This window comes from Accumulibacter sp., from assembly GCF_023806565.1.
Taxonomy (GTDB): Bacteria; Pseudomonadota; Gammaproteobacteria; order Burkholderiales; family Rhodocyclaceae; genus Accumulibacter.
Map to the genome: position 1 here is coordinate 1 of NZ_JAMTDV010000017.1, position 23,690 is coordinate 23,690.

General features: G+C 64.0%; 25 protein-coding genes. 14 read left to right on the plus strand and 11 right to left on the minus strand.

What is annotated here, in order from left to right:
* Positions 1-316: 316 nt before the first annotated feature.
* Complete coding sequence (locus NFV80_RS01790) at positions 317-718, minus strand: TM2 domain-containing protein (RefSeq protein WP_295327720.1); 402 nt, start codon at positions 716-718, stop codon at positions 317-319.
* 195 nt (positions 719-913) lie between these two features.
* Between NFV80_RS01790 and NFV80_RS01795 the strand changes: the two genes are divergently transcribed.
* The 6 genes from NFV80_RS01795 to NFV80_RS01820 all read left to right on the plus strand — a co-directional run bounded on the left by NFV80_RS01795 (position 914) and on the right by NFV80_RS01820 (position 5,858).
* Positions 914-1,177 carry a hypothetical protein gene (locus tag NFV80_RS01795; protein WP_295327718.1) on the plus strand — a complete coding sequence of 88 codons (264 nt, stop codon included), beginning with the start codon at positions 914-916 and terminating at the stop codon, positions 1,175-1,177.
* A 115-nt stretch (positions 1,178-1,292) separates the two neighbouring features.
* Positions 1,293-1,580 carry a PepSY domain-containing protein gene (locus NFV80_RS01800; RefSeq protein WP_296757635.1) on the plus strand — a complete coding sequence of 96 codons (288 nt, stop codon included), beginning with the start codon at positions 1,293-1,295 and terminating at the stop codon, positions 1,578-1,580.
* Positions 1,581-1,622: 42 nt separating this feature from the next.
* Positions 1,623-2,234, plus strand: a complete 612-nt coding sequence (locus tag NFV80_RS01805; protein WP_296757638.1) for a cytochrome b/b6 domain-containing protein — start codon at positions 1,623-1,625, stop codon at positions 2,232-2,234.
* Between the two features lie 377 nt (positions 2,235-2,611).
* Positions 2,612-3,463 (plus strand): alpha/beta hydrolase, encoded by an 852-nt coding sequence (locus tag NFV80_RS01810; protein WP_295327724.1) that lies wholly within the window; start codon positions 2,612-2,614, stop codon positions 3,461-3,463.
* A gap of 32 nt (positions 3,464-3,495) precedes the next feature.
* Positions 3,496-5,028 (plus strand): AMP-binding protein, encoded by a 1,533-nt coding sequence (locus NFV80_RS01815; RefSeq protein ID WP_295327712.1) that lies wholly within the window; start codon positions 3,496-3,498, stop codon positions 5,026-5,028.
* Between the two features lie 17 nt (positions 5,029-5,045).
* On the plus strand, positions 5,046-5,858 hold the full coding sequence (locus NFV80_RS01820) for an SDR family NAD(P)-dependent oxidoreductase (protein WP_295327710.1): 813 nt from the start codon (positions 5,046-5,048) through the stop codon (positions 5,856-5,858).
* Between the two features lie 268 nt (positions 5,859-6,126).
* On the opposite strand, the gene NFV80_RS01825 is transcribed toward NFV80_RS01820, so the two are convergent.
* Positions 6,127-6,714: a Fe-Mn family superoxide dismutase gene (locus NFV80_RS01825; protein ID WP_295327708.1), complete on the minus strand. Its 588-nt coding sequence runs from the start codon at positions 6,712-6,714 to the stop codon at positions 6,127-6,129.
* Positions 6,715-6,795: 81 nt separating this feature from the next.
* Positions 6,796-8,205, minus strand: coding sequence for an exodeoxyribonuclease VII large subunit (xseA, locus tag NFV80_RS01830; protein WP_295327706.1), 1,410 nt, complete (start codon positions 8,203-8,205; stop codon positions 6,796-6,798).
* A 287-nt stretch (positions 8,206-8,492) separates the two neighbouring features.
* Between xseA and NFV80_RS01835 the strand changes: the two genes are divergently transcribed.
* The 7 genes from NFV80_RS01835 to NFV80_RS01865 all read left to right on the plus strand — a co-directional run bounded on the left by NFV80_RS01835 (position 8,493) and on the right by NFV80_RS01865 (position 15,039).
* Positions 8,493-9,101: a MotA/TolQ/ExbB proton channel family protein gene (locus NFV80_RS01835; protein WP_295327705.1), complete on the plus strand. Its 609-nt coding sequence runs from the start codon at positions 8,493-8,495 to the stop codon at positions 9,099-9,101.
* 14 nt (positions 9,102-9,115) lie between these two features.
* A complete protein-coding gene (locus NFV80_RS01840; RefSeq protein WP_295327703.1) occupies positions 9,116-9,532 on the plus strand; it encodes a biopolymer transporter ExbD in 417 nt (138 codons plus the stop codon).
* Positions 9,532-10,575, plus strand: a complete 1,044-nt coding sequence (lpxK, locus tag NFV80_RS01845; protein ID WP_295327701.1) for a tetraacyldisaccharide 4'-kinase — start codon at positions 9,532-9,534, stop codon at positions 10,573-10,575. The genes NFV80_RS01840 and lpxK overlap by 1 nt, the downstream gene beginning before the upstream one ends.
* Entirely contained in the window at positions 10,556-10,732 is a 177-nt protein-coding gene (locus NFV80_RS01850; protein ID WP_295327699.1) for a Trm112 family protein, read from the plus strand. The genes lpxK and NFV80_RS01850 overlap by 20 nt, the downstream gene beginning before the upstream one ends.
* Positions 10,732-11,532 carry a 3-deoxy-manno-octulosonate cytidylyltransferase gene (gene kdsB / locus NFV80_RS01855; protein WP_295327697.1) on the plus strand — a complete coding sequence of 267 codons (801 nt, stop codon included), beginning with the start codon at positions 10,732-10,734 and terminating at the stop codon, positions 11,530-11,532. Before NFV80_RS01850 ends, kdsB begins: the two co-directional genes overlap by 1 nt.
* A gap of 131 nt (positions 11,533-11,663) precedes the next feature.
* Positions 11,664-12,317 (plus strand): adenylate kinase, encoded by a 654-nt coding sequence (gene adk / locus NFV80_RS01860; RefSeq protein ID WP_295327695.1) that lies wholly within the window; start codon positions 11,664-11,666, stop codon positions 12,315-12,317.
* Positions 12,318-12,615: 298 nt separating this feature from the next.
* The gene (locus NFV80_RS01865; RefSeq protein WP_295327694.1) at positions 12,616-15,039 is read left to right on the plus strand and encodes a sodium-translocating pyrophosphatase; all 2,424 of its coding nucleotides are present in this window, start codon (positions 12,616-12,618) and stop codon (positions 15,037-15,039) included.
* A gap of 296 nt (positions 15,040-15,335) precedes the next feature.
* On the opposite strand, the gene NFV80_RS01870 is transcribed toward NFV80_RS01865, so the two are convergent.
* Genes NFV80_RS01870 through NFV80_RS01880 form a run of 3 tightly spaced genes read right to left on the minus strand, consistent with a single transcriptional unit; the run spans position 15,336 to position 16,628 of the window.
* Complete coding sequence (locus NFV80_RS01870; protein ID WP_295327692.1) at positions 15,336-15,902, minus strand: redoxin family protein; 567 nt, start codon at positions 15,900-15,902, stop codon at positions 15,336-15,338.
* Between the two features lie 3 nt (positions 15,903-15,905).
* Positions 15,906-16,385 (minus strand): cytochrome P460 family protein, encoded by a 480-nt coding sequence (locus NFV80_RS01875; protein WP_295327690.1) that lies wholly within the window; start codon positions 16,383-16,385, stop codon positions 15,906-15,908.
* A gap of 9 nt (positions 16,386-16,394) precedes the next feature.
* Entirely contained in the window at positions 16,395-16,628 is a 234-nt protein-coding gene (locus tag NFV80_RS01880) for a thioredoxin family protein (RefSeq protein WP_295327688.1), read from the minus strand.
* Between the two features lie 110 nt (positions 16,629-16,738).
* On the opposite strand from NFV80_RS01880, the gene NFV80_RS01885 reads away from it, so the two are divergent.
* Positions 16,739-17,302 carry a MarR family winged helix-turn-helix transcriptional regulator gene (locus NFV80_RS01885; protein WP_295327686.1) on the plus strand — a complete coding sequence of 188 codons (564 nt, stop codon included), beginning with the start codon at positions 16,739-16,741 and terminating at the stop codon, positions 17,300-17,302.
* 397 nt (positions 17,303-17,699) lie between these two features.
* Here the strand turns inward: NFV80_RS01885 and NFV80_RS01890 are convergent, their stop codons facing one another.
* The 5 genes from NFV80_RS01890 to NFV80_RS17415 form a co-directional block, all read right to left on the minus strand.
* Positions 17,700-18,779: a TIR domain-containing protein gene (locus tag NFV80_RS01890; RefSeq protein ID WP_295327684.1), complete on the minus strand. Its 1,080-nt coding sequence runs from the start codon at positions 18,777-18,779 to the stop codon at positions 17,700-17,702.
* A 734-nt stretch (positions 18,780-19,513) separates the two neighbouring features.
* Positions 19,514-20,143: a YbhB/YbcL family Raf kinase inhibitor-like protein gene (locus tag NFV80_RS01895; protein WP_295327682.1), complete on the minus strand. Its 630-nt coding sequence runs from the start codon at positions 20,141-20,143 to the stop codon at positions 19,514-19,516.
* Between the two features lie 19 nt (positions 20,144-20,162).
* Positions 20,163-21,701 carry a murein biosynthesis integral membrane protein MurJ gene (gene murJ, locus NFV80_RS01900; protein ID WP_295327680.1) on the minus strand — a complete coding sequence of 513 codons (1,539 nt, stop codon included), beginning with the start codon at positions 21,699-21,701 and terminating at the stop codon, positions 20,163-20,165.
* 151 nt (positions 21,702-21,852) lie between these two features.
* Positions 21,853-23,034, minus strand: coding sequence for a lipocalin family protein (locus NFV80_RS01905; RefSeq protein WP_295327678.1), 1,182 nt, complete (start codon positions 23,032-23,034; stop codon positions 21,853-21,855).
* Positions 23,035-23,149: 115 nt separating this feature from the next.
* A complete protein-coding gene (locus NFV80_RS17415) occupies positions 23,150-23,578 on the minus strand; it encodes an acyl carrier protein (RefSeq protein ID WP_366143390.1) in 429 nt (142 codons plus the stop codon).
* Positions 23,579-23,690 lie beyond the last annotated feature (112 nt).

A 23,690-nucleotide genomic window follows, 5' to 3' on the forward strand; every position in this document is an offset into this window, starting at 1 on the left:
GCATACCCTGCGGCCTTCGGGATAGGCAAGAACGCCGCGGAGTTACCGGTTACCATGCAGGCGAGTTACAGAAGATGGCACATCACATTTCGCTGCAGCGGGCGCGCTGACTGTTGGTGGTCTGCTCATCAGCGATGGCTGCGGCGTCCATCGCGCTTGGGAAAACCGCCTGCGCTGCTGGCCGCACCTGCTGCACCAACTGAGGAGGCTGGCCGCCATCTTCCGGCATCGCGGCGATCGGCCCGGTCTCGACGAAGACGCGTCCTGGGTGGACGAAGCGGGCGCCGCCGGGGATGGCCTGCGGCGTGACGGCGGATCAGCCGGGCGAGCTGGCGTTGCGCAGGGAGATCTGCTCGTTCATCGTCCAGAAGTCGTACAGGACGCCGACCAGGAAAAGCCCGCCGGTAAGCAGGTAGAGGATGCCGGTCGGCCATTTGCCTTGATACATCCGGTGTACGCCGAAGATGCCGAGGAAGGCCAGCAGCAGCCAGGCGATGTTGTAGTCGATGGCGCCGGAACGGAAGCGCAGGTCAGCGTCGCGGTCCATGCCCGGAATCAGGAAGAGGTCGATCAGCCAGCCAATGCCCAGCAGGCCAAGCGTGAAGAACCAGATTGTCCCGGTCACCGGCTTGCCGTAGTAGAAGCGGTGCGCGCCGAGAAAGCCGAAAAGCCAGAGCAGGTAGCCGATGACCTTGCTGTGATTGTCCTGTGGCTGCATGTGCGTTACTCCGTATCGTCAGTTTGCCTTGCCGGGTGGATCGCCCTCGGTCCGTCTGAATTCATCCGCTCATCGCGGGTGCCGGTGATCCGGCGGCGAGCAAGTATGGAAGGGATTGGCGATTTCTGCAAAGCCATGACTTGCCTTCCTGTCGTCTGTACAAGAATACAGTCTATCGTCCTCGCGGAAGACGCGATGAAACTCGCCCCAGGTCAGCAGGAAGTTCTCGACTTCATGTGGAACACCGTCGAGATGCTCGGCGCGCCGCCGACGCGGAGGCAGATCGCCGGCGCCTTCGGTCTTGCCTCGCCGAAGGCGGCGGAAGACCACCTCAAGGCGCTCGCCGGGAAGGTGCGCCATGGCGTCTCCGGGCTTGAGCAGGGCCAGATCGGGCTGCGGCAAGGCACCCGCTGCCTGATGATTCTCGGGCTTGCCGTGGCCTTCCGGGTCGCGGCCTAAGCCAGCCTTAAGGAAGGCGCTCTAGAGTTGCTTCCGTCGCCGCTTTCCTGCCGGGCACTTTCAGGCGGCAGCCAGGTGCGACTCTTTTTCCCACTCGTTTCGAAGGATCGATCGAATGAACAAATCTGCCCTCCTGACCGCGACTTTTCTCCTCGTTGCCAGTAGCCTGGCCAACCCCACTTTCGCTGCCACCGCAGGCACTGCTCCCGCGCAGGGGATCAGCAAGGAGCGAGCGGTCGAGATGGCCTTGCAGGCACACCCGGGAAAGGTGACCAAGGCCTACCAGGACACCAGGAAGGGCAAGAAGACCTGGGAAGTCCAGATCAACGGCAGCGATGGCAAGAAGTGGGAAGTGCATTACGAGATCAGCAGTGGCGCGCTGGTATCCGATGAAGCCCGCTAAACCGGCGCGCGTCGCCCCTTCCTTCCGCTCGATACCCAAGCCATGAAAACTACCGATTCGCAGGAAGTTCCCGTCTGGGATCCGCTGCTCCGCATGTTCCACTGGATGCTGCTGTTGGGCTTCTCGACCGCGTATCTTTCGCAGGGAGAGCTGTTCGAGGGTCTGCAGGAGCGGCTCGATGGCGAGTTGCTGCAACTCGTGCATGTCTGGGCAGGTTACATAATTGCCGGCCTGCTGCTGTTTCGACTGCTGTGGGGCTTCGTCGGGCCGATCCATGCCCGCTTCAGCGACTTCGTGCGTCGGCCCGGTGAAGTCCTGGTGTATTTGCGCGACGTGCTGACGCTGCGTGCTCGGCGTTACCTTGGGCACAATCCGGCCGGCGGCGCGATGATCGTCACCCTGCTGCTGAGTCTGACGGTGGCGATCGTCAGCGGCCTGGCGCTGTACGCCGCCGATCAGGGCCTCGGCCCCCTGGCCGCATTGCTTGCCGAGAGCAGCGATACGACCGTCCACAGGATCAAGGAAGCGCACGAACTGGCGGCCGACGGCACGCTGCTGCTCGTTTTCGGGCATCTGATCGGGGTCGTCTGGGAGAGCCTGCTGCACCGCGAAAATCTCGTCCGCGCCATGATCACCGGGCGCAAGCGCGCCTGAGGCGCGGATGCCGGGTGGCGCCGATTCTGTGCGCCGGCCCGGAGCGCGATCTGCGGGCTGGCTTCGGCCCCGGCGTGCGCTCCAGGCTTGGCGATCCCGGTGGCGGCGCGCAGGCGGCGTCTGCTGCCACCTTCTTGCCTCGCCCGGCGCAAGCTCGGTGGCAAGACTCTGCGGCCGACGATTGACTTCGCCGGCCGCTTGCGCGGATACTCCCCGAGGCATCGACGACCGCCGGGCGGTGGCCGCGGGTCGTCGGCGGAAGACTGGCTTTCTACTCACCCACGGAACGAAATCGGGATTCGAAGATGACGATACTCAAGGATTTTCAGGAACTGGTCGTGTCGCCGCGGCCCGGACAGGCGGCCACGGTGCACGCGATGCGTGTCGGCACCGTGCAGTGCCTCGGCGCGCACGGTCTGCACCGGATGGCGTACAGCGAATGGGGCGACCCGGCGAATCCGCGCGTCCTGATCTGCGTCCATGGCCTGACGCGCAACGGGCGCGACTTCGACGTACTGGCCAATGCGCTGGCCAGCGATTACCGCGTCGTCTGTCCCGATGTCGTCGGGCGGGGCTGCAGCGATCGCCTGCCGTTCCCCGACGACTATGCGCTGCCCACCTACGCCAACGACGTCATGACACTGATCGCCCGGCTGGGAGTCGAATCGGTGCATTGGCTGGGGACCTCGATGGGCGGTCTGATCGGCATGTTCCTCGCGAGCCTGCCGGGCTCGCCGATCAGTCGCCTGGTGCTCAACGACGTCGGCCCGACGATCGCCGTCGATGCCCTGCAGCGGATCGGCGAATACCTCGGCAAGGCGCCCGATTTCAGCGATCTCGCCGAGGCCGAAGCCTACGTCCGGGTGGTCTGCGCGCCGTTCGGTGCGCTCACCGACGCGCAGTGGCGCTACATGACCGTCGTCGGCACGCGCGCCAAGCCCGAGGGCGGCTACGAAATGAACTACGACCGCGCGATCGCCCAGCCCTACCAGAAAGCCTATCTCGACGCCAAGGAGATCATTCTCTGGCCGATGTACGACGCGATCCGCTGCCCGACGATGGTGTTGCGCGGCGCTCAGTCGGATGTCCTGGCACACGAAACCGCGCTCGAAATGAGCGCTCGCGGGCCCGGTGCAAAGCTCGTCGAAGTGCCGGGGGTAGGGCATGCCCCGATGCTCCTCGAAGAGTCGCAGGTGCGCATCGTCCAGGACTTCCTGCTCGCCGGCTGAGAGGGCGCCCGCAGCGTCGCCGCGCCTGTGCGATGAATCTTGCCCATCTGCTCGCGCGCACGGCCAGGGTCTTCCCGGAGCGGGCGGCCTTGGCGTCCGGCGATCGTGAACTGTGCTCGTACCGCGAACTGGCCGAACGTGCAGCAGCGATCGCGGGAGGTCTGCGGCAATTGCTGCAACTGCAGACCGGCGACCGGGTTGCGCTGTGGCTGGGCAATTGCCCGCAATACCTCGAACTGCTTTACGGCATCTGGCACGCCGGTCTGGTTGCGGTGCCGATCAACCACAAGCTGCATCCGCGCGAAGTCGCTTTCATCGTCGAGGACTCGGCGGCATCGGTCTTGTTCGTCGACGGCGATCGCACGGCCGGGCTCGCCGAGTCGGTCGAAGGCGCGCGAAGTGTGCGCGTCGTGCCGCTGGCGGGGGCCGACTATCCCCGGATCGTCGATCATTCCGCGCTCGATCTGGTGCCGCGGGCGCCGGACGATCTTGCCTGGCTGTTCTACACCTCGGGAACTACCGGGCGGCCGAAGGGGGTGATGCTGTCGCAGCGCAACCTGCTGGCGATGACGCTAGCGTACTTCCCCGACGTGGACCAGGCGGACGCCGCCGACAGCATTCTCTACGCGGCGCCGATGTCGCACGGTGCCGGCATGTACAATTTCGCGCATGTCCTGGTCGGCGCACGCCATGTCGTTCCCGCTTCGGGAGGCTTCGACGCACAGGAAATCCTTGTTCTGGCACAATGTTTCGGACGTATCTCGCTGTTCGCGGCACCGACGATGGTGCGCCGGCTGGTCGAATACGTCGCCGACAACGGCGCGGACTGCAGCGGAATCAGGACGATCGTCTACGGCGGTGGGCCGATGTATCGCGAAGACATCCGGCGCGCGCGGGAAGTGCTCGGCGATCGGCTGGTGCAGATCTACGGTCAGGGGGAGAGTCCGATGACGATCACTGCGCTGTCCCGCGGGCACCACGCGGATCGCAGCCATCCGCGCCATCGCGAGCGCCTCGCGTCGGTTGGTGTGGCGCACAGCGTGGTCGAAGTGATCGTTGCCGATGCCGACGGCCGGCCGCTGCCGGCGGGTGTCCCCGGCGAGGTGCTGGTACGCGGCGAGACAGTCATGCAGGGTTACTGGCGCAACCCGGAAGCGACGGCGGAGACCCTGCGCGACGGCTGGCTGCATACCGGCGACATCGGCAGCCTCGACGCCGATGGTTTTCTGACGCTGCGGGACCGCTCGAAGGACGTGATCATCAGCGGCGGCGCCAACATTTATCCACGCGAGGTCGAGGAGGTGCTGCTGCAGCATTCGGCGGTGGCCGAAGTGTCGGTGGTGGGGCGGCCGAATGCGGAGTGGGGCGAGGAGGTCGTCGCTTTCGTCGTCTGCCGCCCGGGGGAGCAACTGTCTCGCGAACACCTGGCAGCGCAACTCGACGCCCTGTGCCGTGCATCGATTGCGCGCTTCAAGCGACCCCGGGATTACCTGTTTCTCACCGCGTTGCCGAAGAACAACTACGGCAAGGTCCTGAAAACGGAGTTGCGGCGGCGGTGGCAATAGTCGGAAAGGAGGTGGCAATGGGTCGACGGGGCGGACGCCTGCAGGACAAGGTGGCGATCGTCACCGGCAGCGGTTCGGTCGGGCCGGGCTGGGGCAACGGCAAGGCGATGTCGGTGCTGTTCGCGCGCGAGGGGGCGCGGATCGTCGGTGTGGATATCGACGCCGATGCCGCCACGGCGACGCAGCAGATCATCGCCGACGAAGGCGGCAACGCCATCGTCGTGGTCGCCGACGTCACCCGCTCGGCCGACGTCGAGCGGCTGGTGGCGGCGGCACTCGAAGCCTACGGACGCATCGACATCCTGGTCAATAACGTCGGCATCGCGGTGGTCGGCGGTCCGGCCGAACTCGACGAGGCAGACTGGGATCGGGTGATGGCGACCAACATCCGCAGTGCCTACCTGACCTGCCATCACGTCCTGCCGGTGATGGTCCGCCAGCGATGCGGCGCGATCGTGAACAATGCATCGGTCGCGGTACTCGGCTGGGCCGGAGTGAACTACGGCGCCTACGCCGCCAGCAAGGGCGCGATGGTGGCGATGACGCGCACCATGGCCATCCGCCACGCCGCCGACGGTATTCGTGCCAACTGCGTCCTGCCTGGACTGATGAACACGCCGCTGGTGCACGCGGCGCTGACCCGCGTCTATGGCGAAGAGGGCGACATCGCGAATCTGATCCGCACCCGCGACGCGCAGTGTCCGCTGGGTCACATGGGCGACGCCTGGGATACCGCCTACGCGGCGCTCTACCTCGCTTCCGACGAAGCGAAGTACGTCACGGCCACGGAACTGTTGGTCGACGGCGGTCTTTCGGCCCGCTTTGCCTGACGGGTTCAGCCGTCAAGTACTCAAGTCCCGGGTGGCGACCGGCCTTGTGTGCAGCCACCGCGTGCACGTCGCGAAAAAGTCCCGCAGGGACATCGAGCAGGCACGGCAGCGTCGTTCCGTTCCGGACGCTGCCGTGGGTATTCCCGGTGGCGAAGGGGCAAGAAAGGCCGGGGAGCGCGAGGCTCCCCGGCCTTTCCCGAACCCGATCCCGACTGCGCTGGGTGGTGCTCGCCGACCGGCGCATTCCCTCGGCGCGAACTCCCGGTAGTTAGGCGGCGAAATTCTGTTCGGCGAAACGCCAGTTGACGAGGCTGTTGAGGAAGGTTTCGACGAACTTGGGCCGCAGGTTGCGGTAGTCGATGTAATAGGCGTGCTCCCAGACGTCGATGCACAGTAGCGCACGGTCACCGGTGGTCAGCGGGGTGCCGGCGGCGCCCATGTTGACGATGTCCACCGAAGCGTCGGCCTTCTTCACCAGCCAGGTCCAGCCCGAGCCAAAGTTGCCGACGGCGGAGGCCTGGAACGCCTTGGTGAATTCGGCGAAGGAACCCCACTTGGCATCGATCGCTGCCGCCAGGGCGCCGGCCGGTGCGCCGCCGCCGCTGGGGCTCAGGCAGTTCCAGAAGAAGGTGTGATTCCAGACCTGCGCAGAGTTGTTGTAGATGCCGCCGGCAGGGGCTTTCCTGACGATCGCCTCGAGGTCGAGAGCTTCGTATTCGGTTCCCTTGATCAGGTTGTTGAGATTGGTGACGTAGGCCTGATGATGCTTGCCATGGTGGTATTCGAGCGTTTCCTGCGACATGTGCGGCGCCAGTGCGTCGATGGCGAAGGGCAGTTGCGGCAACTTGTGTTCCATTAGTGTTCTCCGTAGGACTCGTGATGAGGCGAAATTGGGAGGAAGCGCGACGCTGCGTACGTATCGCGTGGCTGCGGGATTCTATTCGCGGCCTGTCGTGCTGGCAATGGCGTTGCCGGCAAGTGCGATGCCATGGTCGTCGGAAGCGGTGAGCACGTTCGCGTCGGCGCGCCCTCGCTCGAAGAAGACAGCGATTCTCTGCCCGGGTTCCAGCACCCTGCTGTCGCGAATGACCCGACTTCGCTGGTCGACGGCGATACTGTAGCCGCGCGACAGCACCGCCTGCGGGTTGAGGTGGGCAAGCGCCGCGGCCAAGCGGGCGAGTTCGGCGGTCCTCGCCTGCGCGGCGCCGCGCCAGGCACCGCGCAGCCGTGGCGCCAGCGCCTCGAGCTGGCGGGCGTGACGCGCCGGGTCCGGGCGGACCAGCAACAGGCGATAAGTGACGCTGTCCAGTTTCGCTCGTGCGTGGGCGCTGGCCCGCAGCAGACCGGCGGCGAGACGGCGTCGCAGTTGCTGCAGATTGTCCTGGTGGCGTGCGAAGTATTGCGCCGGCTGCTGCAGGCGGTGCGCCAGCCAGTCGAGTTGCTGGCCCCGCTGGTTCAGGTCGCGCTCGATCTGGCGGCGCAGGCTTTGCCCGGCGGCGCCAAGACGGGCAAGCAGAACGGCGCTTTCGGGTGCAGCCAGTTCGGCGGCTGCGGTCGGTGTCGGGGCCCGTCGATCCGCCGCGAAATCGGCAATCGTGAAGTCGGTCTCGTGACCAATGCCGCTGATGACCGGCAGTGGACAGGCGCGGATTGCACGCGCCACGGCTTCTTCGTTGAACGCCCAGAGGTCCTCGATGCTGCCGCCACCGCGACAGACGATCAGCAGCTCGCATTCGCCTCGTTCGCCAGCGCAGCGAATCGCTTCGGCGATGCGTGCGGCGGCGCCCTCCCCCTGCACGGGGGTCGGGTAGAGCACGATGGCGACGTGCGGCGCGCGGCGTCTCAGAGTGCTCAGCACGTCGCGCAGCGCGGCCGCCTGCAACGAGGTGACGATCCCGACGCAGCGCGGAAAGGCGGGCAGTGGGCGCTTGCCGGCCGCGTCGAACAATCCCTCGCTTTCCAGCCTTTCCTTGCGCCGCAGGAATTGCTCGTAGAGGTTGCCGACACCGGCCTGTCGCGCCGCTTCCACGTTCAACTGGAAATCGCCGCGTGCCTCGTAGAGCGTCACCAGCACGCGTGCTTCGATGTGCTGACCGTTTTCCAGTTTCCAGGCGAGCAACTGCGCACGGTTGCGGAACATCACGCAGCGTACCTGCGCGGAGCTGTCCTTGAGCGAGAAATAGACGTGTCCCGACGCGGCACGGCTCAGGTTGGACACTTCGCCGGCCACCCAGCACAGCGGAAACGCGGATTCGAGACAGTCGCGCGCCAGGCGATTGAGCAGGGAGACGGGGATTACGGGTACCGCCACGGGCAGGTCGGCGCTTTTCGGGGGAAGGTCTGACATGGCTGCATTCTACAAGGCTGCCTGGTGCTTGCGTCGCTGGTCGAGGCGGCGGCTGTCGGTGCTTCCTGGGCGACCATCGCCGGCTCCCCGCCCACTTTCCGGGCAGTGAAAAAATCTCTTGCGGAACCGCTAGTTGGTGATTTCGCCAACAGTTTGCCAGTTTGCTTATCCACAACTTCTGTGGAAACAGCGCCGTTTTCCCGTGCGGCCGATCCGGATGCCGGCACTTGCCGCAAACGCTGCTGCAGGCTAAAGTGCCCGTCTGTGCAAATCTCACGGAGGAAGGCGTGTTTTCCATCGTTCAGGCCGCTGGTTGGCCGATCTGGCCCTTGCTTCTGGCGTCGATCATCGCCGTTGCACTCATCATCGAACGCCTCGTCGCGCTGCGGCGCAGCAAGGTCGTTCCGCCCGGCCTGTTGCAGAGGGTGGTCAACGAGTACCGGCAAAACGGCGTGACGGTCGCCATGCTCGGCGATCTCGAAAGCCATTCGCCGCTCGGTCGGGTTCTCGGGGCCGGCTTGCGCAACGTCGGCAGTTCGCGCGAGATCATGAAGGAGGCGATCGAGGAAGCCGGCAGCGTGGTGTCGCACAATCTCGAACGCTACCTGACGACGCTCGGCACCATCGCTGCAATCAGTCCGCTGATGGGTCTGTTCGGCACGGTGGTGGGGATGATCGAGATTTTCGGGTCGCAGGCGCCGAGCGGCAGCAACCCGATCCAGCTTGCCCACGGTATTTCGGTGGCGCTGTACAACACCGGTTTCGGGCTGCTGATCGCCATACCGAGCATGATTTTCTGGCGACATTTCCGCGCCCTGGTCGATAGCTTCGTCATCGAAATGCAGCAGCAGGCGGTGCGTCTGGTCGAGGTCCTGCACGGTCAGCGCAAGTCCTGAGGGATGGGTGACTCATGAATTTTCGACGTGGGCGTTCCGGTGACGTGCCCGAGATCAACCTGATCCCGCTGATCGACGTCCTGCTGGTAATCATCATCTTCCTGATGCTGACCACCACCTATGCCAAATTCTCCGGCCTGGAGATCAATCTGCCGACCGCCGATGCCAACAAGCAGTCCGAGCCGCCGAACGAGATCAGCGTCGCGCTGACGGCGGCAGGTCAGGTACTGGTCAACAAGGTACCGCTCACGGTGGTCAATGTGCCGGCGATCGCCGAAGCCCTGCGGCGCGCGGCTGGCGACGGCAAGGAGCCGGTGATCGTGATCAACGCCGATGCCAAGGCGAACTACCAGAGTGTCGTCGACATCATGCAGGCGGCGCAGACGGCCGGATATCCGCGTATTTCCTTCGCCACCCAGTCGCCCCCCTGATGGCCCTTGCCGGCCTGGCGCAGCGGCTTGCCAGCCTTTGCTACGAGCGCCATCTGGCAGTTCCGCTGTGGCCGCTGTTGCCGCTGTCGTGGGCCTTCGGTGCGCTTGTCGCGCTGCGCCGCTGGCTGTATCGCCGCGGCGCGCTTCGCTCCTGTCAGCTGTCGGTGCCGGTGGTGGTGGTCGGCAACCTCACCGTCGGCGGCAGTGGCAAAACGCCGCTCGTGTTGTGGCTGGTGCGCTGCCTGCGCGAGCACGGCTGGCATCCGGGAATCATCAGTCGCGGCTACGGTGGCAGCGGACAGGTGTGTTCGGTCGAGGCGAACTCGCCGTCCTCGCTGGTCGGCGACGAGCCGCTGTTGCTGGCCAGGCGAGGTGGAGTTCCGGTGTTCGTCGGCCGCGACCGCCCTGCCGCAGGACGGGCTCTGCTCGCCGCTCACCCGGAATGCGATGTGATCGTCGCCGACGACGGTCTGCAGCACTATCGCCTGCAGCGCGCCTGCGAGCTGGTGGTTTTCGACGCGCGCGGCGCCGGCAACGGCCGGCTGCTGCCCGCCGGCCCCTTGCGCGAGTCGTTGCGGCGCCTGTCGCAGGCCGACGCGGTGGTGTGGAACGGGCTCCCGGAGCACGCGGTCGTGGCCGCGGCAGGGAAGCTGCCGCAAGGGGAAATGCGCCTCGTCGGCGAACGATTCGTCGCCGCCAGCGGCGCGCCCCGGAGCTGTGCGGCGAGTGATCTGCGGGGGCGCAATCTGCATGCGATTGCCGGGATCGGCGACCCGCAGCGTTTTTTTCGACAGTTGCGGGCGCTTGGTCTCGATTTCGCGGCGCATCCGTTTCCCGATCATCATCGCTACCAGGCTGCCGACCTCGCCTTTGCCCGCGATGGCGTGCTGCTGATGACCGAGAAGGATGCGGTAAAATGTGGGCCGCTGGTCGCCGGGGAAGCCTGGGTTCTGCCGGTCGATGCAGTGATCGGCTCGCCGCCCTGTCAGCCCGCACTGTTCGAGACCATTCTGGAGAAGCTCCATGGACGCACGCCTGCTTGACATCCTCGTCTGTCCGATCTGCAAGGCCGCGCTCGAGTACCGGAAGGCGCAGGCGGAACTGGTGTGCAAACCGTGTCGGCTGGCCTATCCGATCCGCGACGGGATTCCGATCATGCTCGAGGACGAGGCTCGTCCACTGCCTGCCGAAGATCGTTGATGACCGGCGAGGCCGATTCGCGAGAAGCGGGGGGGCGGCAGTTCAAGGTGGTCGTCCCCGCCCGCTACGCGTCGACCCGCCTGCCGGCCAAGCCGCTGCTCGACCTCGGCGGCAAGCCGATGGTCGTGCGTGTGGCCGAACGGGCGCTCCTCTCGGGAGCCGATGAGGTGGTGGTGGCGACCGACCACCGGGAAGTGCTGGCGGCGGCACAGGGGCATGGCCTGCGCGCCGTCCTGACCAGCGTCGAACACGCGAGCGGGACCGACCGTCTGGCCGAGGTGGTCGTCGCGCTGGGCTGGAGAGACGAGACGATCGTCGTCAATGTACAGGGCGACGAGCCGCTGATCGACCCCGCCCTGATCGGCCGCACGGCGGCGACCCTGGCCGCGAGCGGCGCAGAGATCGCGACGCTGGCGCATCCCTTGTCCGAGGCCGCCGACTTCTTCAACCCGAACATCGTCAAGGTGGTCATCGCGGCGAGCGGCGACGCGCTGTATTTTTCGCGCGCGCCGATTCCTTACGCGCGCGACCACTTCGCGCGCGAGGCCGGCGGCGAGACGTTGCCGGCGCAAATGGTCGCTTATCGGCACGTCGGCCTCTACGCCTATCGCGCGCATTTCCTGCGCACTTACTCCCGCCTGCAGCCTTCGCCGCTGGAAAATCTCGAAGCGCTGGAACAGTTGCGCGCTCTGTGGCACGGCTTTCGCATCAGTGTGGCGATCAGCGATCACCTGCCATCGTCCGGCGTGGACACCCCGGAGGATGCTCACCGTATGCAGGAATGGTTCAAAAACGTTTGACCGTTCGCGTATTTGCGGGTAAGTTTCGGCCTGTCGATCACGACAGCGTTCTGCCGCGATCCCGAAGCTATATCGCAAGTATTTGAAGTCGTGGATAAACTGTTTGAAGTGAATCTATCCGAAGGCGGGCGATGAGACTCATACTGTTAGGCGCACCGGGAGCTGGCAAAGGTACTCAAGCCCAGTTCATTCGCGAAAAGTTCGGTATTCCGCAAATCTCGACCGGCGACATGTTGCGCGCTGCAGTGAAAGCCGGCACGGCGCTCGGAATCGAAGCCAAGAAGGTCATGGACGCAGGCGGGCTGGTCTCGGACGAGATCATCGTCGGCCTCGTCAGCGAGCGGCTGCAGCAGCCCGACTGCGCGGCCGGCTATCTTTTCGATGGATTCCCGCGCACCTTGCCCCAGGCCGAAGCAATGAAGACCGCCGGGGTGGCGCTTGACTATGTCCTCGAGATTGACGTCGCCGACACGGAGATCATCGAACGCATGAGCGGGCGCCGCGTGCATCCCGGTTCCGGCCGTACTTACCACATCCGTTTCAATCCGCCGAAGCAGGACGGGAAGGACGATGTCACCGGCGACGACCTGATCCAGCGTGACGACGATCAGGAGGCGACAGTCCGCAAGCGTCTGGAGATCTATCACTCGCAGACCCGCCCGCTACTGGATTATTACCGCGCGTGGGCGGCCACTGGTGATCCCCGTGCACCGAAGTGCCGCACGATCGCCGGCGTCGGCAGCGTCGACGACATCAAGGTGGCAGCTTTCGCAGCATTGCAGTAGGAAGGCCGCCACAGCCAATGACCGCCACGGTTGCCCAGGGGGGTTTCGGCGCGCGCTGCAGCAGTGGCAACAAGGGGTTCCGCCCGTCCCGTTGGAGAAAGCCCCAGCAAGGGTGGCCGGCGCGGGCTTCTCCACGGTGGCGAACGTTCGAATCGTTGCGCGCTCGGCTGCATGGCATCGGGCCAGTGGCGCAACAACGGCTCTGGAAGGTTGTATGTTTCGTCGTCTAGCAGTCGGTAAATCCGCTTCCCCGGGGTGCTTGCCGGGGCGTGGGTCAATTTAGAGAGGGAGGTTGTATATGTCTTCAGGTCTGATGTTCGCGCTGGTTTGCGCGGTCATGGCGGTGCTCTACGGCGCCGCCATGACGAAGTGGATTCTCTCGTTGCCGGCCGGCAACCCGCGCATGCAGGAAATTGCCAAGGCCGTTCAGGAAGGCGCTTCTGCGTACCTGGCGAAGCAGTACACGACCATTGCCCTGGTCGGGGCGGTGCTTTTCGTGCTGATCTGGTTTGCCTTGGGCAAGCTGATGGCGATCGGCTTCCTGATCGGTGCGGTGCTTTCGGGTGCCACCGGTTTCATCGGGATGAACGTCTCGGTCCGCGCCAATGTGCGTACTGCCGAAGCCGCGCGCAGCGGCATTTCTGCGGCGCTCGGCGTGGCCTTCAAGGGCGGTGCGATCACCGGCATGCTGGTCGTCGGCCTCGGTCTTCTGGGCGTCGCCGGCTACTACGCCGTTCTCCGGGGATCCGGCGGCGATCTGCAGCACGCTGTGGAACCGCTGGTAGCACTGGCCTTTGGCGGATCGCTGATTTCCATCTTCGCCCGTCTTGGCGGCGGTATCTTCACCAAGGGTGCCGACGTGGGTGCCGACCTGGTGGGCAAGGTCGAGGCCGGCATTCCCGAGGATGATCCTCGCAACCCGGCAGTCATCGCCGACAACGTCGGCGACAACGTCGGCGACTGTGCGGGCATGGCAGCCGACCTCTTCGAGACCTACGCGGTGACAGTGGTCGCGACGATGGTGCTCAGCGCGATGATGCTGAAGGGGGTTGCCGGTGCCAACGATAGTCTGGTCATCTACCCGCTGGTCCTGGGCGGAATTTCGATCATTGCCTCGATCATCGGGTGCTTCTTCGTCAAAGCCAGCGATGGCGGCAAGATCATGAACGCGCTCTACCGTGGTCTGGCGGTGGCTGGCGTCCTGGCGCTGGTTGCTTTCTACCCGGTTACCACGATGCTGCTCGGTGCCGGCATCACGCTCGCCGACGGCAGCATGATCAGTTCGATGAACATCTTCGTGGCGGCGGCAGTCGGCCTCGTGCTTACCGGATTGCTGGTGTGGATCACCGAGTACTACACCGGAACCGATTTTTCGCCCGTCAAGCGGGTCGCCGAAGCCTCCACCACCGGTCACGGTACCAACATCATCGCCGGCCTTGCCGTATCGATGAAGGCATGCGCACTGCCGGTGATTTCCGTTTGCGCGGCGATCTTCATCACCTACGCACTCGCCGGCCTCTACGGAATCGCCATTGCCGCCACTTCGATGCTGTCGATGACCGGCATCATCGTCGCCCTCGACGCCTACGGCCCGATCACCGACAACGCCGGCGGCATTGCCGAGATGTCCGGCCTGCCGAAGTCGGTGCGTGACGTGACCGACCCGCTCGATGCGGTCGGCAATACCACCAAGGCGGTCACCAAGGGCTACGCCATCGGCTCGGCCGGTCTGGCAGCACTGGTGCTGTTCGCCGACTACACGCATGCGCTGGAAACCAATTTCGGCGGCAGCCTGCGCTTCGATCTCTCCGACCACATGGTGATCATCGGCCTCTTCCTTGGTGGCCTGATCCCCTACCTGTTCGCGGCGATGGCGATGGAAGCAGTCGGTCGCGCAGCCGGTGCGGTGGTCATCGAGGTACGCCGGCAGTTCAAGGAAATCAAGGGCATCATGGAAGGCAAGGCGAAGCCGGACTACTCCCGCGCTGTCGGCATGCTGACCGTGGCCGCGATCCGCGAAATGATCGTTCCCTCGCTCCTGCCGGTTCTGGTGCCGGTGCTGGTGGGTCTGCTGCTGGGTCCGAAGGCGCTGGGCGGCCTGCTGATGGGAACGATCATCACCGGTCTGTTCGTCGCCATCTCGATGACCACGGGTGGTGGCGCCTGGGACAACGCCAAGAAATACATCGAGGACGGCCACTTCGGCGGCAAGGGTTCGGATGCTCACAAGTCGGCGGTGACCGGCGATACCGTCGGCGACCCCTACAAGGATACCGCCGGTCCGGCCGTCAACCCGCTGATCAAGATCATCAACATCGTTGCGCTGATGATCGTACCCCTGATGGTCCCGGCCGCGGTGAGCAAGCCGGTCGCTGCCGCTCCTGCACCTGCAGCCGCAGTCGTCGTCGCAGTGCCTGTTGCCAAGATCTACTTCGCGGTCGGTGCGACGGAACTGCCGGCCGATGCCGGCAAGACGCTGGAGATGGTCGTTGCCTACGCCAAGAGCAATCCCGGCGCGAAGCTGGCGATCTCCGGCTTCCACGATCCAAGTGGAAGCCAGGCGGCCAACGAGGACATCGCCAAGAATCGGGCGGTCGCCGTGCGCGAAGCGCTGAAGAACGTCGGCATTGCCGAAGAGCGCGTCGAACTCAAGAAGCCGATGGTTACCACTGGCAGCGGTGGTCCCGAGGAAGCACGCCGAGTCGAGGTCAGCGTGCAGTAAGCATTGGATGCTGGACAGACTTACCACTGCTCACAACAAGAAAGGGGCCGTTCTACGGCCCTTTTTTTGTAATCTACCGGGAGAGGCCCGTCCGCCGCTATATTGCAATCACTGCCTGTTTGAAACTGGCGGTCAGGGGAAGGTGTTTCATGGCCATTCCCGGTGCTCCCAGGACAGATGCCATGGGGAGGTCTGCTAATGCTACCCCACGCGGACGATCAGCTTTCTCCAAACCGGCCAGTCGGCCAAGTCGGGGAGCTGCGAACTGGAATTCTTGGAAGAGGCCATTGGCAACCTCACCCAGCCGGCCAGGATGAGACACCGGTGCCATCCGAACGGCTGATAACTAGTCTAGAGCCGGCCTCTTGGGTCGCCCCTCCAGCTTGCAGTCCCTCTGCGAGCAGTCGTCCGAGCATCATCCCCAATCTCAGGTCATCCATGCGCTCGAATTCGTGCAGGCGCAGCTTGCCGGCGCGGTCGATGAGGACCAGCGTGGGCGTGCCCCGCATCCCGCAGCGATTCATCGTTTCTGGAACCGGGGTTCCCGCTACCGCGACATCCGCGCCCACCGGATGGGTCACACGGTATTCATGCAAGAACGCTTCGAGTGCTACCGGCGTCATCGCTGCGTGGTGCTCGAAAACAGTGTGCAAGCCAACGACCGACACACCGAGTTCAGCATATTCCCGATGCACCCGTTCCGCCTGCGGCACAGCGTGGCTTACGTAGCCCGGGCACAGCATCTGGAAGGCGTGCAGCAGAACCACCCGTCCCCGAAACTGGGACAGTTCCAGCGGCGCCGGGGTATTCAACCAGACATCAACCTGCCACTCGGGGGCCGTTGGCGCTTCCATCGACACCATGCCTCAATCCCGCACCCGACTGAACACGCAGTCGCGGCCCTTCTGCGGCTCGTGGCAAGCAAAACAGGCGCTGGCCGCATTGTCATGCACGACACGGTTGGTTTTGTCGCCGCCGCCGAAGCCCTCGAAGCCCCAGCAGCCTGTCGCGGCGAACTTCTTCGCATCCTTGTGCATATCGCCGACGACCTTGCGCGCGCCCTCGGTAACGGCATTGTCCACCGATTTCGCTTCCAAAAGGTCGAACACGATGATCGCGCCATCCGGGAACTTGCCAGACTTGTAACCCGCCACGGCTTTCGGGTTGGCGTACAGGTGATGTACTCCACCGAACGCCTCGTACAGTGGATGGCCTTTTCCGATGACCATGCTCTTGACGTGATACCAGTTGCGATAGTCCGCCGGGTATGGCACCTGGACGTCGGCCGCGATGGCCGGCAGGACAACGGCCATCGAAGCGAGCACAGGCAGGAAGAGTTTCAGCATCGAAATCTCCTATTTCAGATCGGCCGGCGCAGCGCCGAAGTCGATGTGGAACGGCTTGCCCTCGATGACCAGCGCGGGCACCGACTTCACGCCGTAGCGCTCGGCCTGGGCGATACGGTCCTTTGGCTCGCCCAGATGGACGACTTCTACCGCGTACCTCATCGGATCGAGCGCCTGGACGAATTGCTGCTCGACGGCTACGCACACGGGGCATCCGGCATGGAAAAACAAGGCTTCGCTCATGAGTGACTCCTCAAGATTGACGTTAGAATGCATCGACTCGATGCATTCAGGAGTTTGGGGTCGCTACATCATGCTTGTCAAGAGGTGCGTCGAGGCGATACATTCGAATCATGAGCCAAACTTCTCTCCTGCTCGAACGACTGGGGGCACTCATTCAACAGTCCGTTCGCGACGCTGCCGCGCGGCATGGGTTGCTGCCCATCCACATTCAGGTCCTGCATTACCTCATGCGGGCCAATCGATACAGCGACCTGCCCATCGCCATTGCGGAGTATTTCGGCATCACCCGCGGGACGGTCTCGCAGACGCTCGCTGTGCTGGAACGTAAGGGATTGTTGACCAAGGAACCGGATGCCCATCATGGCAAGCGCGTGCACCTGACACTTACCCCCGCAGGCGAGTCTGTGTTGAGCGATAGCTGGGCCGAGCACGTTGAGCAGGCACTCTGCGAGCGACCAGTTGACGCGGCTACACTCGAAAGTACGCTGCGCAACCTGCTCTCGGCCATGCAGCGCGTGAACGGGCAGCGTGCCTTCGGCATATGTCGGCAGTGCGCTCACTTTCTGACCGAGGAAAGCGGCGCACGCTGCGGACTAACTCACGAGCCGCTCGCCACCGAGCAAACGGTTCGCATCTGTCGTGAATGGTCAGCAGCAACAGCGTGGTGCGCTTGATTCATTCCGATCACAGATTGACCGCCACCTCGGAATCTCGAACGGCTGGGTTCTGATCACTTGGACGCCAATGGTGCTAAGAGTGTCATCTGTCGCTTTTTGGTCGCTACGCAACCGTCCTCTCGACTAATTCGTCGCCGGAAAGCGGTCGGTGTTTCGCTTCCCGTAAGTGGCCAATGATCAACGCGTGCTGACGACCCTCAGCGGTCTCATGACATATGGTAATCATGCGGCTGCTTCATGCTCCATTGCCGCCGTCCGGTCCAGACTTCTTTAGGCCATAAATGGATCTGTGCTCTACGGCGGTGTTTCGAGTGCCCGGCAGGACAGGGACGGAGGTACTGATCTCATCAAGTTGATTCGACCCACGCCCCTTCAATCCCTTGATCACCTTCGATCATGTCGGATTCAGGGTGATTTTCTCGAGCAGGTCCGCCAGCCCTTCCGCGTTGCCCGAGAAAAGGTCGTACCACTGGAACCGGGCGAGTTTGTCCGGTAGATCGAGCTCGTCTATGCGAACCGGCACGATGAAGCGGGATCGCGCGCCGCGTTTTTCTTGGATCTGGATCGCCGTGTCTACTTCGCGTCTAAACACGCCTTCCCAGGACAACTCGGCGATCGCGGCTGCCGACAGGAACACCAGGAAGCAGTCGGACTCCTGCAGCGCAGATTCGATCGAGGCTTTCCACAATTCACCCGGGGTGAGGCTGCGTTGGTCGATCCATGGCGCAAACTCGTGCCTTTCGAGGGCACGATAGATCTCAGTGACGCGCGCCGAATCCTCGCGCACGTAGCTCAGAAAAATCCGCCGGCTGGTCAGCAGGTTGACGACGACTCCGACAACATCGGCGTCCGGCCTCTGCGGCTGGATCATCGACACGTGATCGCCCGGCACTACGCGCTGGACCGATTCGGGAAACTGGTGAAATACGGAATCCCGGGTCACGGTCACGTCGTCGATCGCCGCGACCACTCGCAGCGCGAAGGGCGGCTCTTCCCACGCCGAGGCCAGTTCGTCCTGCAAGGCGTTCAGGAAAGAGCTACCGGTCGCCAGATCGCGATATTGTGGGCTCAGCATCCCAAATAGCCGGGCCGCCGGTACGCCACCGGTCGGCGTTCCGAGCAGCACGACGTGGCTCGTGCGTTTGCGTAGCCATTCGCTGTCCAGCAGGGCGCGCATCGCGACCAGCCCGCCTGCGCTGTGCGCCAGGATCGCGAAGCTGCTGTAGCGGTTGAGCGTGGATCTGCAATGAGTCACGAAAGCATCGGCGACTCTCCCCAAATCCGGACTTCGGGCCAGCCTGAAGCGCAGCCAGCGCGGCTTCCACTTCGCGACGTACTCGAAAGAGTGGATGTCCCATTCCTGCAGTTCGCGACGTACGGTCAGTTGCCGAGCAAGCGGCTGCCAAGCGGTCTCGCCGGCGATGCCGTGCACGAGAACCAGCGTGCGTTCGTGCCCCTCGTTCCGATATTCCATATCGTTCAGTGCCGGACCGGCGTGCGGAACGGACGAATGCTCCCGATCAGTTTTGATCCATCATACCAATTCCGAGAATCAAGACGGATGGGATCGAACCAGGAGGTCGGTAACTTTACCGTTCCGGCACATCAGCCTCAACGAGGTACTACGTTACCAGGGGGGCCCGCCAGGGTCTGGAGCGACTGTTACGCTCCTGCGCTCGACCCGCCTTTGAGCTGGAACGTCTGCGTGAAATCGACGCCGAACGCTTAGCCTATCAGCGTCAAGCGAGGCCCGGGCGGCAGCGTCGGCCTGACGCTCCCGTCGATCGAACTGCTCGATCGCCTGGCAGCGCGGATTCCGTCGCCTGACCGACATCGGCACCGTCACTGCGGACTACTGACGCTCGTGACACCCAGCGCGCCACTGCGGGGGCAGGTCCGGTTTCAGCGGAACAGCCGTCGGCAAGACTACGGAATTCTCGGTCACTTCACTGGCCGCTTCTGGCCGGCTGCAGACCGCCCTCTACCAGGATGCCACACCAGGTTCCAATCTGGATCCAGAGACACTCCTCCACCGCAGATGAATTCCAACAGTCGGTCGCCACTGCTCGTTCTTCCCCTCCCGTTGGCGCGCACCAGCCGCCATTTCTCGCCGCGCTTTGCCGCAGGAGGGCATTCCCGGACACTTCCCTGTTGCCTTGGCTTGCCGTCGGTCTGCCCGAACCCGCGTGTTTCACCGAGGCGGTTGGACTACGCTCCGAGTGTCGGATTGAGCGTGTAGATCCCGGTCAGGCTTGCCTCGGCAAGAACGTGTCCCTGGATCGCGGCACGCACTTGCTGGCCGGTCGGTCGACCCTCTACGTTCAGGACGGGAACGTCGAGTGCGAACAGCGTGAACACGTAGCGGTGCATGATTTCGTCGTTCCATGGCGGACACGGACCATCGTAACCGTAGTAGTCGCCGCGCATGTCGTTGTCGCCGGCGAACCAGCTGGTATAGTCGTTGATCCCCTGCCGCGCGCCGTGCGCGGCATGCGGGCCGGGTTTGCCGCGTGGCGTGACGTCGTCGCAAAACTCTCCCTCGCGAATCTCGCTGAGACTGGCGGGAAGATCGAACAGCAGCCAGTGAAAGAAATCGACGCGCGCCAACGATGCCGGTACCGTGCGCCCTTCCTGATTGACGTCGTCCCCGCGGCTGGGAACATCCGGGTCGTGGCAGATCAGGGCAAACGACCGCGTTTCGGCCGGAGCGCCGCTCCACGCGAGGTGCGGGTTGCGATTGCTGCCAAGACAGACATGGTGCGCGGGGTCGGGGATGCAGAACGCGAAGTCGCCGGGAATCCGCTGGCCATCCAGGAAACTGCTGCTGATCAATTTCATCGTGAATCCTCCTGATTGATTACTCGGCTGCGCTGCGCTTGAAGTCGCGCAGGCGAAAGCCTGCGATCCATAGTGTAGCGAAATAGGCGCCGACACCGAAGCAGACGAGGAAAGAAAGGCGCAGCAGCCGCTCACCGAGGTGCCAGCCGAGCCAGTCGGCCGCGTCGCCGCGCAGATACCAGAGGACGGCGCCCATGCTCAGCAGGGCAAATGCCAGCCTGAGGCAAAACCGCCACCAGCCGGGCTGCGGCGTGTAAATGCCGCGTGCGCGCAGACCATGGTAGAGGAGGCCAGCGTTGAGACTGGCCGCCAGCCCGATCGACAGCGCCAGACCGGCATGCTGCAGCCAGCCGATCAGCGCGAGGTTCAGTATCTGCGTGACGAACAGAGTCAGCAAGGCGATCTTGACCGGCGTGCGGATGTTCTGCCGAGCATAGAATCCCGGTGCCAGTACCTTGACCAGGATCAGGCCGAGCAGCCCGACACCGTAGGCAACCAGTGCGTCGCGTGTCTTGAACACGTCGATGGCAGAGAACGCGCCATGGTGGAAGAGCGTGGTGATCAGCGGTACGGCAAGGATGCAAAGTGCCAGCGCTGCCGGCGCGGCAAGCAGAAAAGTCAGGCGCAAGCCCCAGTCCAGTAGCCGCGAATATTCTTCGGGTCGGTCGCTGGCGTGGCATTTGGCCAGCGACGGAAGGAGAACGGTGCCGAGGGCGGCGCCGAGCATGCCTGCGGGAAACTCCATCAGGCGATCAGCATAATAGAGCCAGGACACGCTGCCGGTGTCGAGGAACGAGGCGAAGACGGTATTGAGCAGCAGGCTGAGCTGCGCCACGGAAACTCCCAGCACGGCCGGCGCCATCAGTCGGAAGATGCGGCGAACGCCCGGGTCACGCAGGTTGACGGAGAATCGAGGCAGCATGCCGATTCGTTTCAGGCTGGGAATCTGGAAGGCGAGCTGCAGCGCGCCGCCGAGAAAGACTGCCCAAGCGAGCGCCATGATCGGCGGGTCGAACCGCGGTGCGGCGAAAAGCGCCATGAAGATCAACGATACGTTGAGCAGGACGGGAGTGAACGCGGGTACGGCGAAGCGGCTCCAGGTGTTGAGAACGCCACCCGCCAGTGCGACCAGCGACATGAAGAGAATGTAGGGAAAGGTGATGCGTGTCAGTTGGACGGTCAGCGCGAATTTTTCCGGCTCGTCTACAAAGCCTGGTGCCGAGACGTACACGAGCAGCGGCGCGGCGACCATTCCCAGCACCGTCACCGCCAGCACGACGAGAAACAGAAGACTCACGACGTGGTCTACGAGCTGCCGGGTTTCCTCGGCCGGGCGCTGGTTCTTGTATTGCCCAAGCACCGGCACGAAGGCCTGCGAGAAAGCACCTTCGGCGAAAAGGCGGCGCAGCAGGTTGGGCAGCTTGAAAGCGACAAAGAACGCATCGGTCAGCACCCCGGCACCGAAGGCGCGGGCGATGACGAAGTCGCGGACGAAACCGAGGATGCGCGACAGCAGCGTCATGCTGCTGACGGTGGCGAGAGTTCTGAGCAGGTTCATTGCTGATCCGGGCGAGCGCCTGCGCGGCACAAAGTCCGACATCTTAGCCGCTGCAGGTCTGTTGGCAAAACGCCGCTCGCGCCTTCCCGGGATGAACGCGCCTTCCGCTTACGGAATCGGCTCCGACGAGAGGCCCGATCGCTCGTGCGCGTCAGCGCCTTTTCCGCGCCTCCTCGGCCTGTGCTTCGTAGCCGCTGAGCTCCATGAAGCCGACCCCGTCGTGCGAGCCGCTGACCTTGACCGCTCCCTCCCAGTAGACATTGAGTGTCGTCGTGCGGGCGTCGAACTGGCTCTCGCGGATCACGGGATCGACTTGCAGCTGCAATCCCTTGCCAGGCACCGAGATCGTCCAGTTGACGGGATAGGCGATCGCCGGCGCCGGACTCTTCCAGCTGCCGCGGGCGTTCATTGCAAAATCCGTCGCGCCGAGTGCCACGACCTCTCCGTTCTTGGCGTAGGTCCCCATGCGCAGGACGGAGCTTCCCCGACGATCGGAGAGATCGAAGATCATGAGGTCGGCGCCGTCCGCGAGCTGCAGTGCAAACCAGTTCCAGCGCAGCTTTGCCGCCTCGAAATCACCCCACTGATGGTCGAACCAGACCTCACCATGCACCGGCTTGGTGGTACCGCCGATGGTCAGGGAGCCGTTTGCCGTCATGCGCGGGCGCGAAGTGTAGTAGCTCATGCCGGCAGCACCAAAATCCAGCAGACCGGCGATCGGGGTATTCGGTACCTGGTGCAGGACCGGACTGTGGCTGTCGGCAAGCTGCAAATCGAGCGCAAAATCCTTGCCGCTCATCCTTGCCCGGTGTTGTGCGCCTTCGCCGCTCAGCTGCCAGCCGCCGAAGGTGAGATTGAAGCCGTCGCGACGCCCATCCGAAGGGTTGCCGGCAGTGCGTGCTTGCTCGGTGTAGAGCTTTTCGGTCTGATGGTCGAGGAGAGAACCCTGGAATACGGCATGGAGCAGCGTCCCACCACGCAGGAACGACGCGACGTGGAACGAGTAGCGCTCGCCGGAGTCGGTCTGCAGATGGCCGCTGTAGTACCACCATTCCGTGAGCTTGTCGTGCGCGGCATCGTCGGCGGGAAGGCGCACCGGCGGCATCGTCGCGCTCGACGGCATGTTCGGCAGCTCGCTCACACGTGTGGCGGCTGATGGCGTGGGCGCCTGGTCGGATCGGAGGAAGACCACCCAGCCGATCACCAATGTCAGCAGTAGCCACCCGGTGATTACCAGCCAGCGATAGCGTCTGAACCAGCGCGACGAGCCGGGTCGGGCCTTGCCGCGGCGGTGGTGCCGCCCTTGGTAGGTACCAGCGATGCCAGTGTTCATGCGAAGGATTCCTTTGCCTGGGATGGGCGACGATGGATCTGGCTGAATCCGGCGGCGACCGGGCGGTGCCCTTTCCAAGTCGTCGACGCGAAAAATGCGATGCGGTCCATGGTGCTCAGGCGGCCCGCTTGCCTTGTACGAAATCGATCAGGCTTGCCAGCGAAGCGAAGATCGATCCCCCGAATTCGTCGTCCTTGAAAATAAAGTCGAAGCGCTCCTCCAGCCCGGAGATCACGGCAATCACCGCCATCGAATCAAGCTCCGGGATTGCTCCGAGCAAGGGCGTGTCCAGGGCAAGAGTACTCGCGCGGCCTTTCAGATTCAGCACCTCGTCGAGAACTGCGATTACCTCGGCCTTGATATCCATGTCACTCCGATCGGTCAGCTTGCACCCTGTGCCGCGCGTCGGCGAGGCGCTGGTCAATGCATTTTTTTCATTATAACGGGCCGCTACGCCATCTTCCGTGCAATGGATCACGCCTTGGATGTCATTGTCGATGTCGGCGAATGGAGTGATGGCTCCGATCGGTACGCGGTACGGCAACTGTCGTTGCCACGCAGAGCGGCAGTGGTGCGCTGGCGAGCGGCGCGAGGACGAAGCACAGCCTGCGGCATTGCCGATTGACCATAGCTGGTGGCCTCCCGGAGAATAGGCA

Coding starts and splice junctions, on each gene's coding strand:
- NFV80_RS01790 (WP_295327720.1), bottom strand. CDS start 718: ATGCAGCCACAGGACAATCACAGCAAGGTCATCGGCTACCTGCTCTGG.
- NFV80_RS01795 (WP_295327718.1), top strand. CDS start 914: ATGAAACTCGCCCCAGGTCAGCAGGAAGTTCTCGACTTCATGTGGAAC.
- NFV80_RS01800 (WP_296757635.1), top strand. CDS start 1,293: ATGAACAAATCTGCCCTCCTGACCGCGACTTTTCTCCTCGTTGCCAGT.
- NFV80_RS01805 (WP_296757638.1), top strand. CDS start 1,623: ATGAAAACTACCGATTCGCAGGAAGTTCCCGTCTGGGATCCGCTGCTC.
- NFV80_RS01810 (WP_295327724.1), top strand. CDS start 2,612: ATGCGTGTCGGCACCGTGCAGTGCCTCGGCGCGCACGGTCTGCACCGG.
- NFV80_RS01815 (WP_295327712.1), top strand. CDS start 3,496: ATGAATCTTGCCCATCTGCTCGCGCGCACGGCCAGGGTCTTCCCGGAG.
- NFV80_RS01820 (WP_295327710.1), top strand. CDS start 5,046: ATGGGTCGACGGGGCGGACGCCTGCAGGACAAGGTGGCGATCGTCACC.
- NFV80_RS01825 (WP_295327708.1), bottom strand. CDS start 6,714: ATGGAACACAAGTTGCCGCAACTGCCCTTCGCCATCGACGCACTGGCG.
- xseA (WP_295327706.1), bottom strand. CDS start 8,205: ATGTCAGACCTTCCCCCGAAAAGCGCCGACCTGCCCGTGGCGGTACCC.
- NFV80_RS01840 (WP_295327703.1), top strand. CDS start 9,116: ATGAATTTTCGACGTGGGCGTTCCGGTGACGTGCCCGAGATCAACCTG.
- lpxK (WP_295327701.1), top strand. CDS start 9,532: ATGGCCCTTGCCGGCCTGGCGCAGCGGCTTGCCAGCCTTTGCTACGAG.
- NFV80_RS01850 (WP_295327699.1), top strand. CDS start 10,556: ATGGACGCACGCCTGCTTGACATCCTCGTCTGTCCGATCTGCAAGGCC.
- kdsB (WP_295327697.1), top strand. CDS start 10,732: ATGACCGGCGAGGCCGATTCGCGAGAAGCGGGGGGGCGGCAGTTCAAG.
- adk (WP_295327695.1), top strand. CDS start 11,664: ATGAGACTCATACTGTTAGGCGCACCGGGAGCTGGCAAAGGTACTCAA.
- NFV80_RS01865 (WP_295327694.1), top strand. CDS start 12,616: ATGTCTTCAGGTCTGATGTTCGCGCTGGTTTGCGCGGTCATGGCGGTG.
- NFV80_RS01870 (WP_295327692.1), bottom strand. CDS start 15,902: ATGGTGTCGATGGAAGCGCCAACGGCCCCCGAGTGGCAGGTTGATGTC.
- NFV80_RS01875 (WP_295327690.1), bottom strand. CDS start 16,385: ATGCTGAAACTCTTCCTGCCTGTGCTCGCTTCGATGGCCGTTGTCCTG.
- NFV80_RS01880 (WP_295327688.1), bottom strand. CDS start 16,628: ATGAGCGAAGCCTTGTTTTTCCATGCCGGATGCCCCGTGTGCGTAGCC.
- NFV80_RS01885 (WP_295327686.1), top strand. CDS start 16,739: ATGAGCCAAACTTCTCTCCTGCTCGAACGACTGGGGGCACTCATTCAA.
- NFV80_RS01890 (WP_295327684.1), bottom strand. CDS start 18,779: ATGGAATATCGGAACGAGGGGCACGAACGCACGCTGGTTCTCGTGCAC.
- NFV80_RS01895 (WP_295327682.1), bottom strand. CDS start 20,143: ATGAAATTGATCAGCAGCAGTTTCCTGGATGGCCAGCGGATTCCCGGC.
- murJ (WP_295327680.1), bottom strand. CDS start 21,701: ATGAACCTGCTCAGAACTCTCGCCACCGTCAGCAGCATGACGCTGCTG.
- NFV80_RS01905 (WP_295327678.1), bottom strand. CDS start 23,034: ATGAACACTGGCATCGCTGGTACCTACCAAGGGCGGCACCACCGCCGC.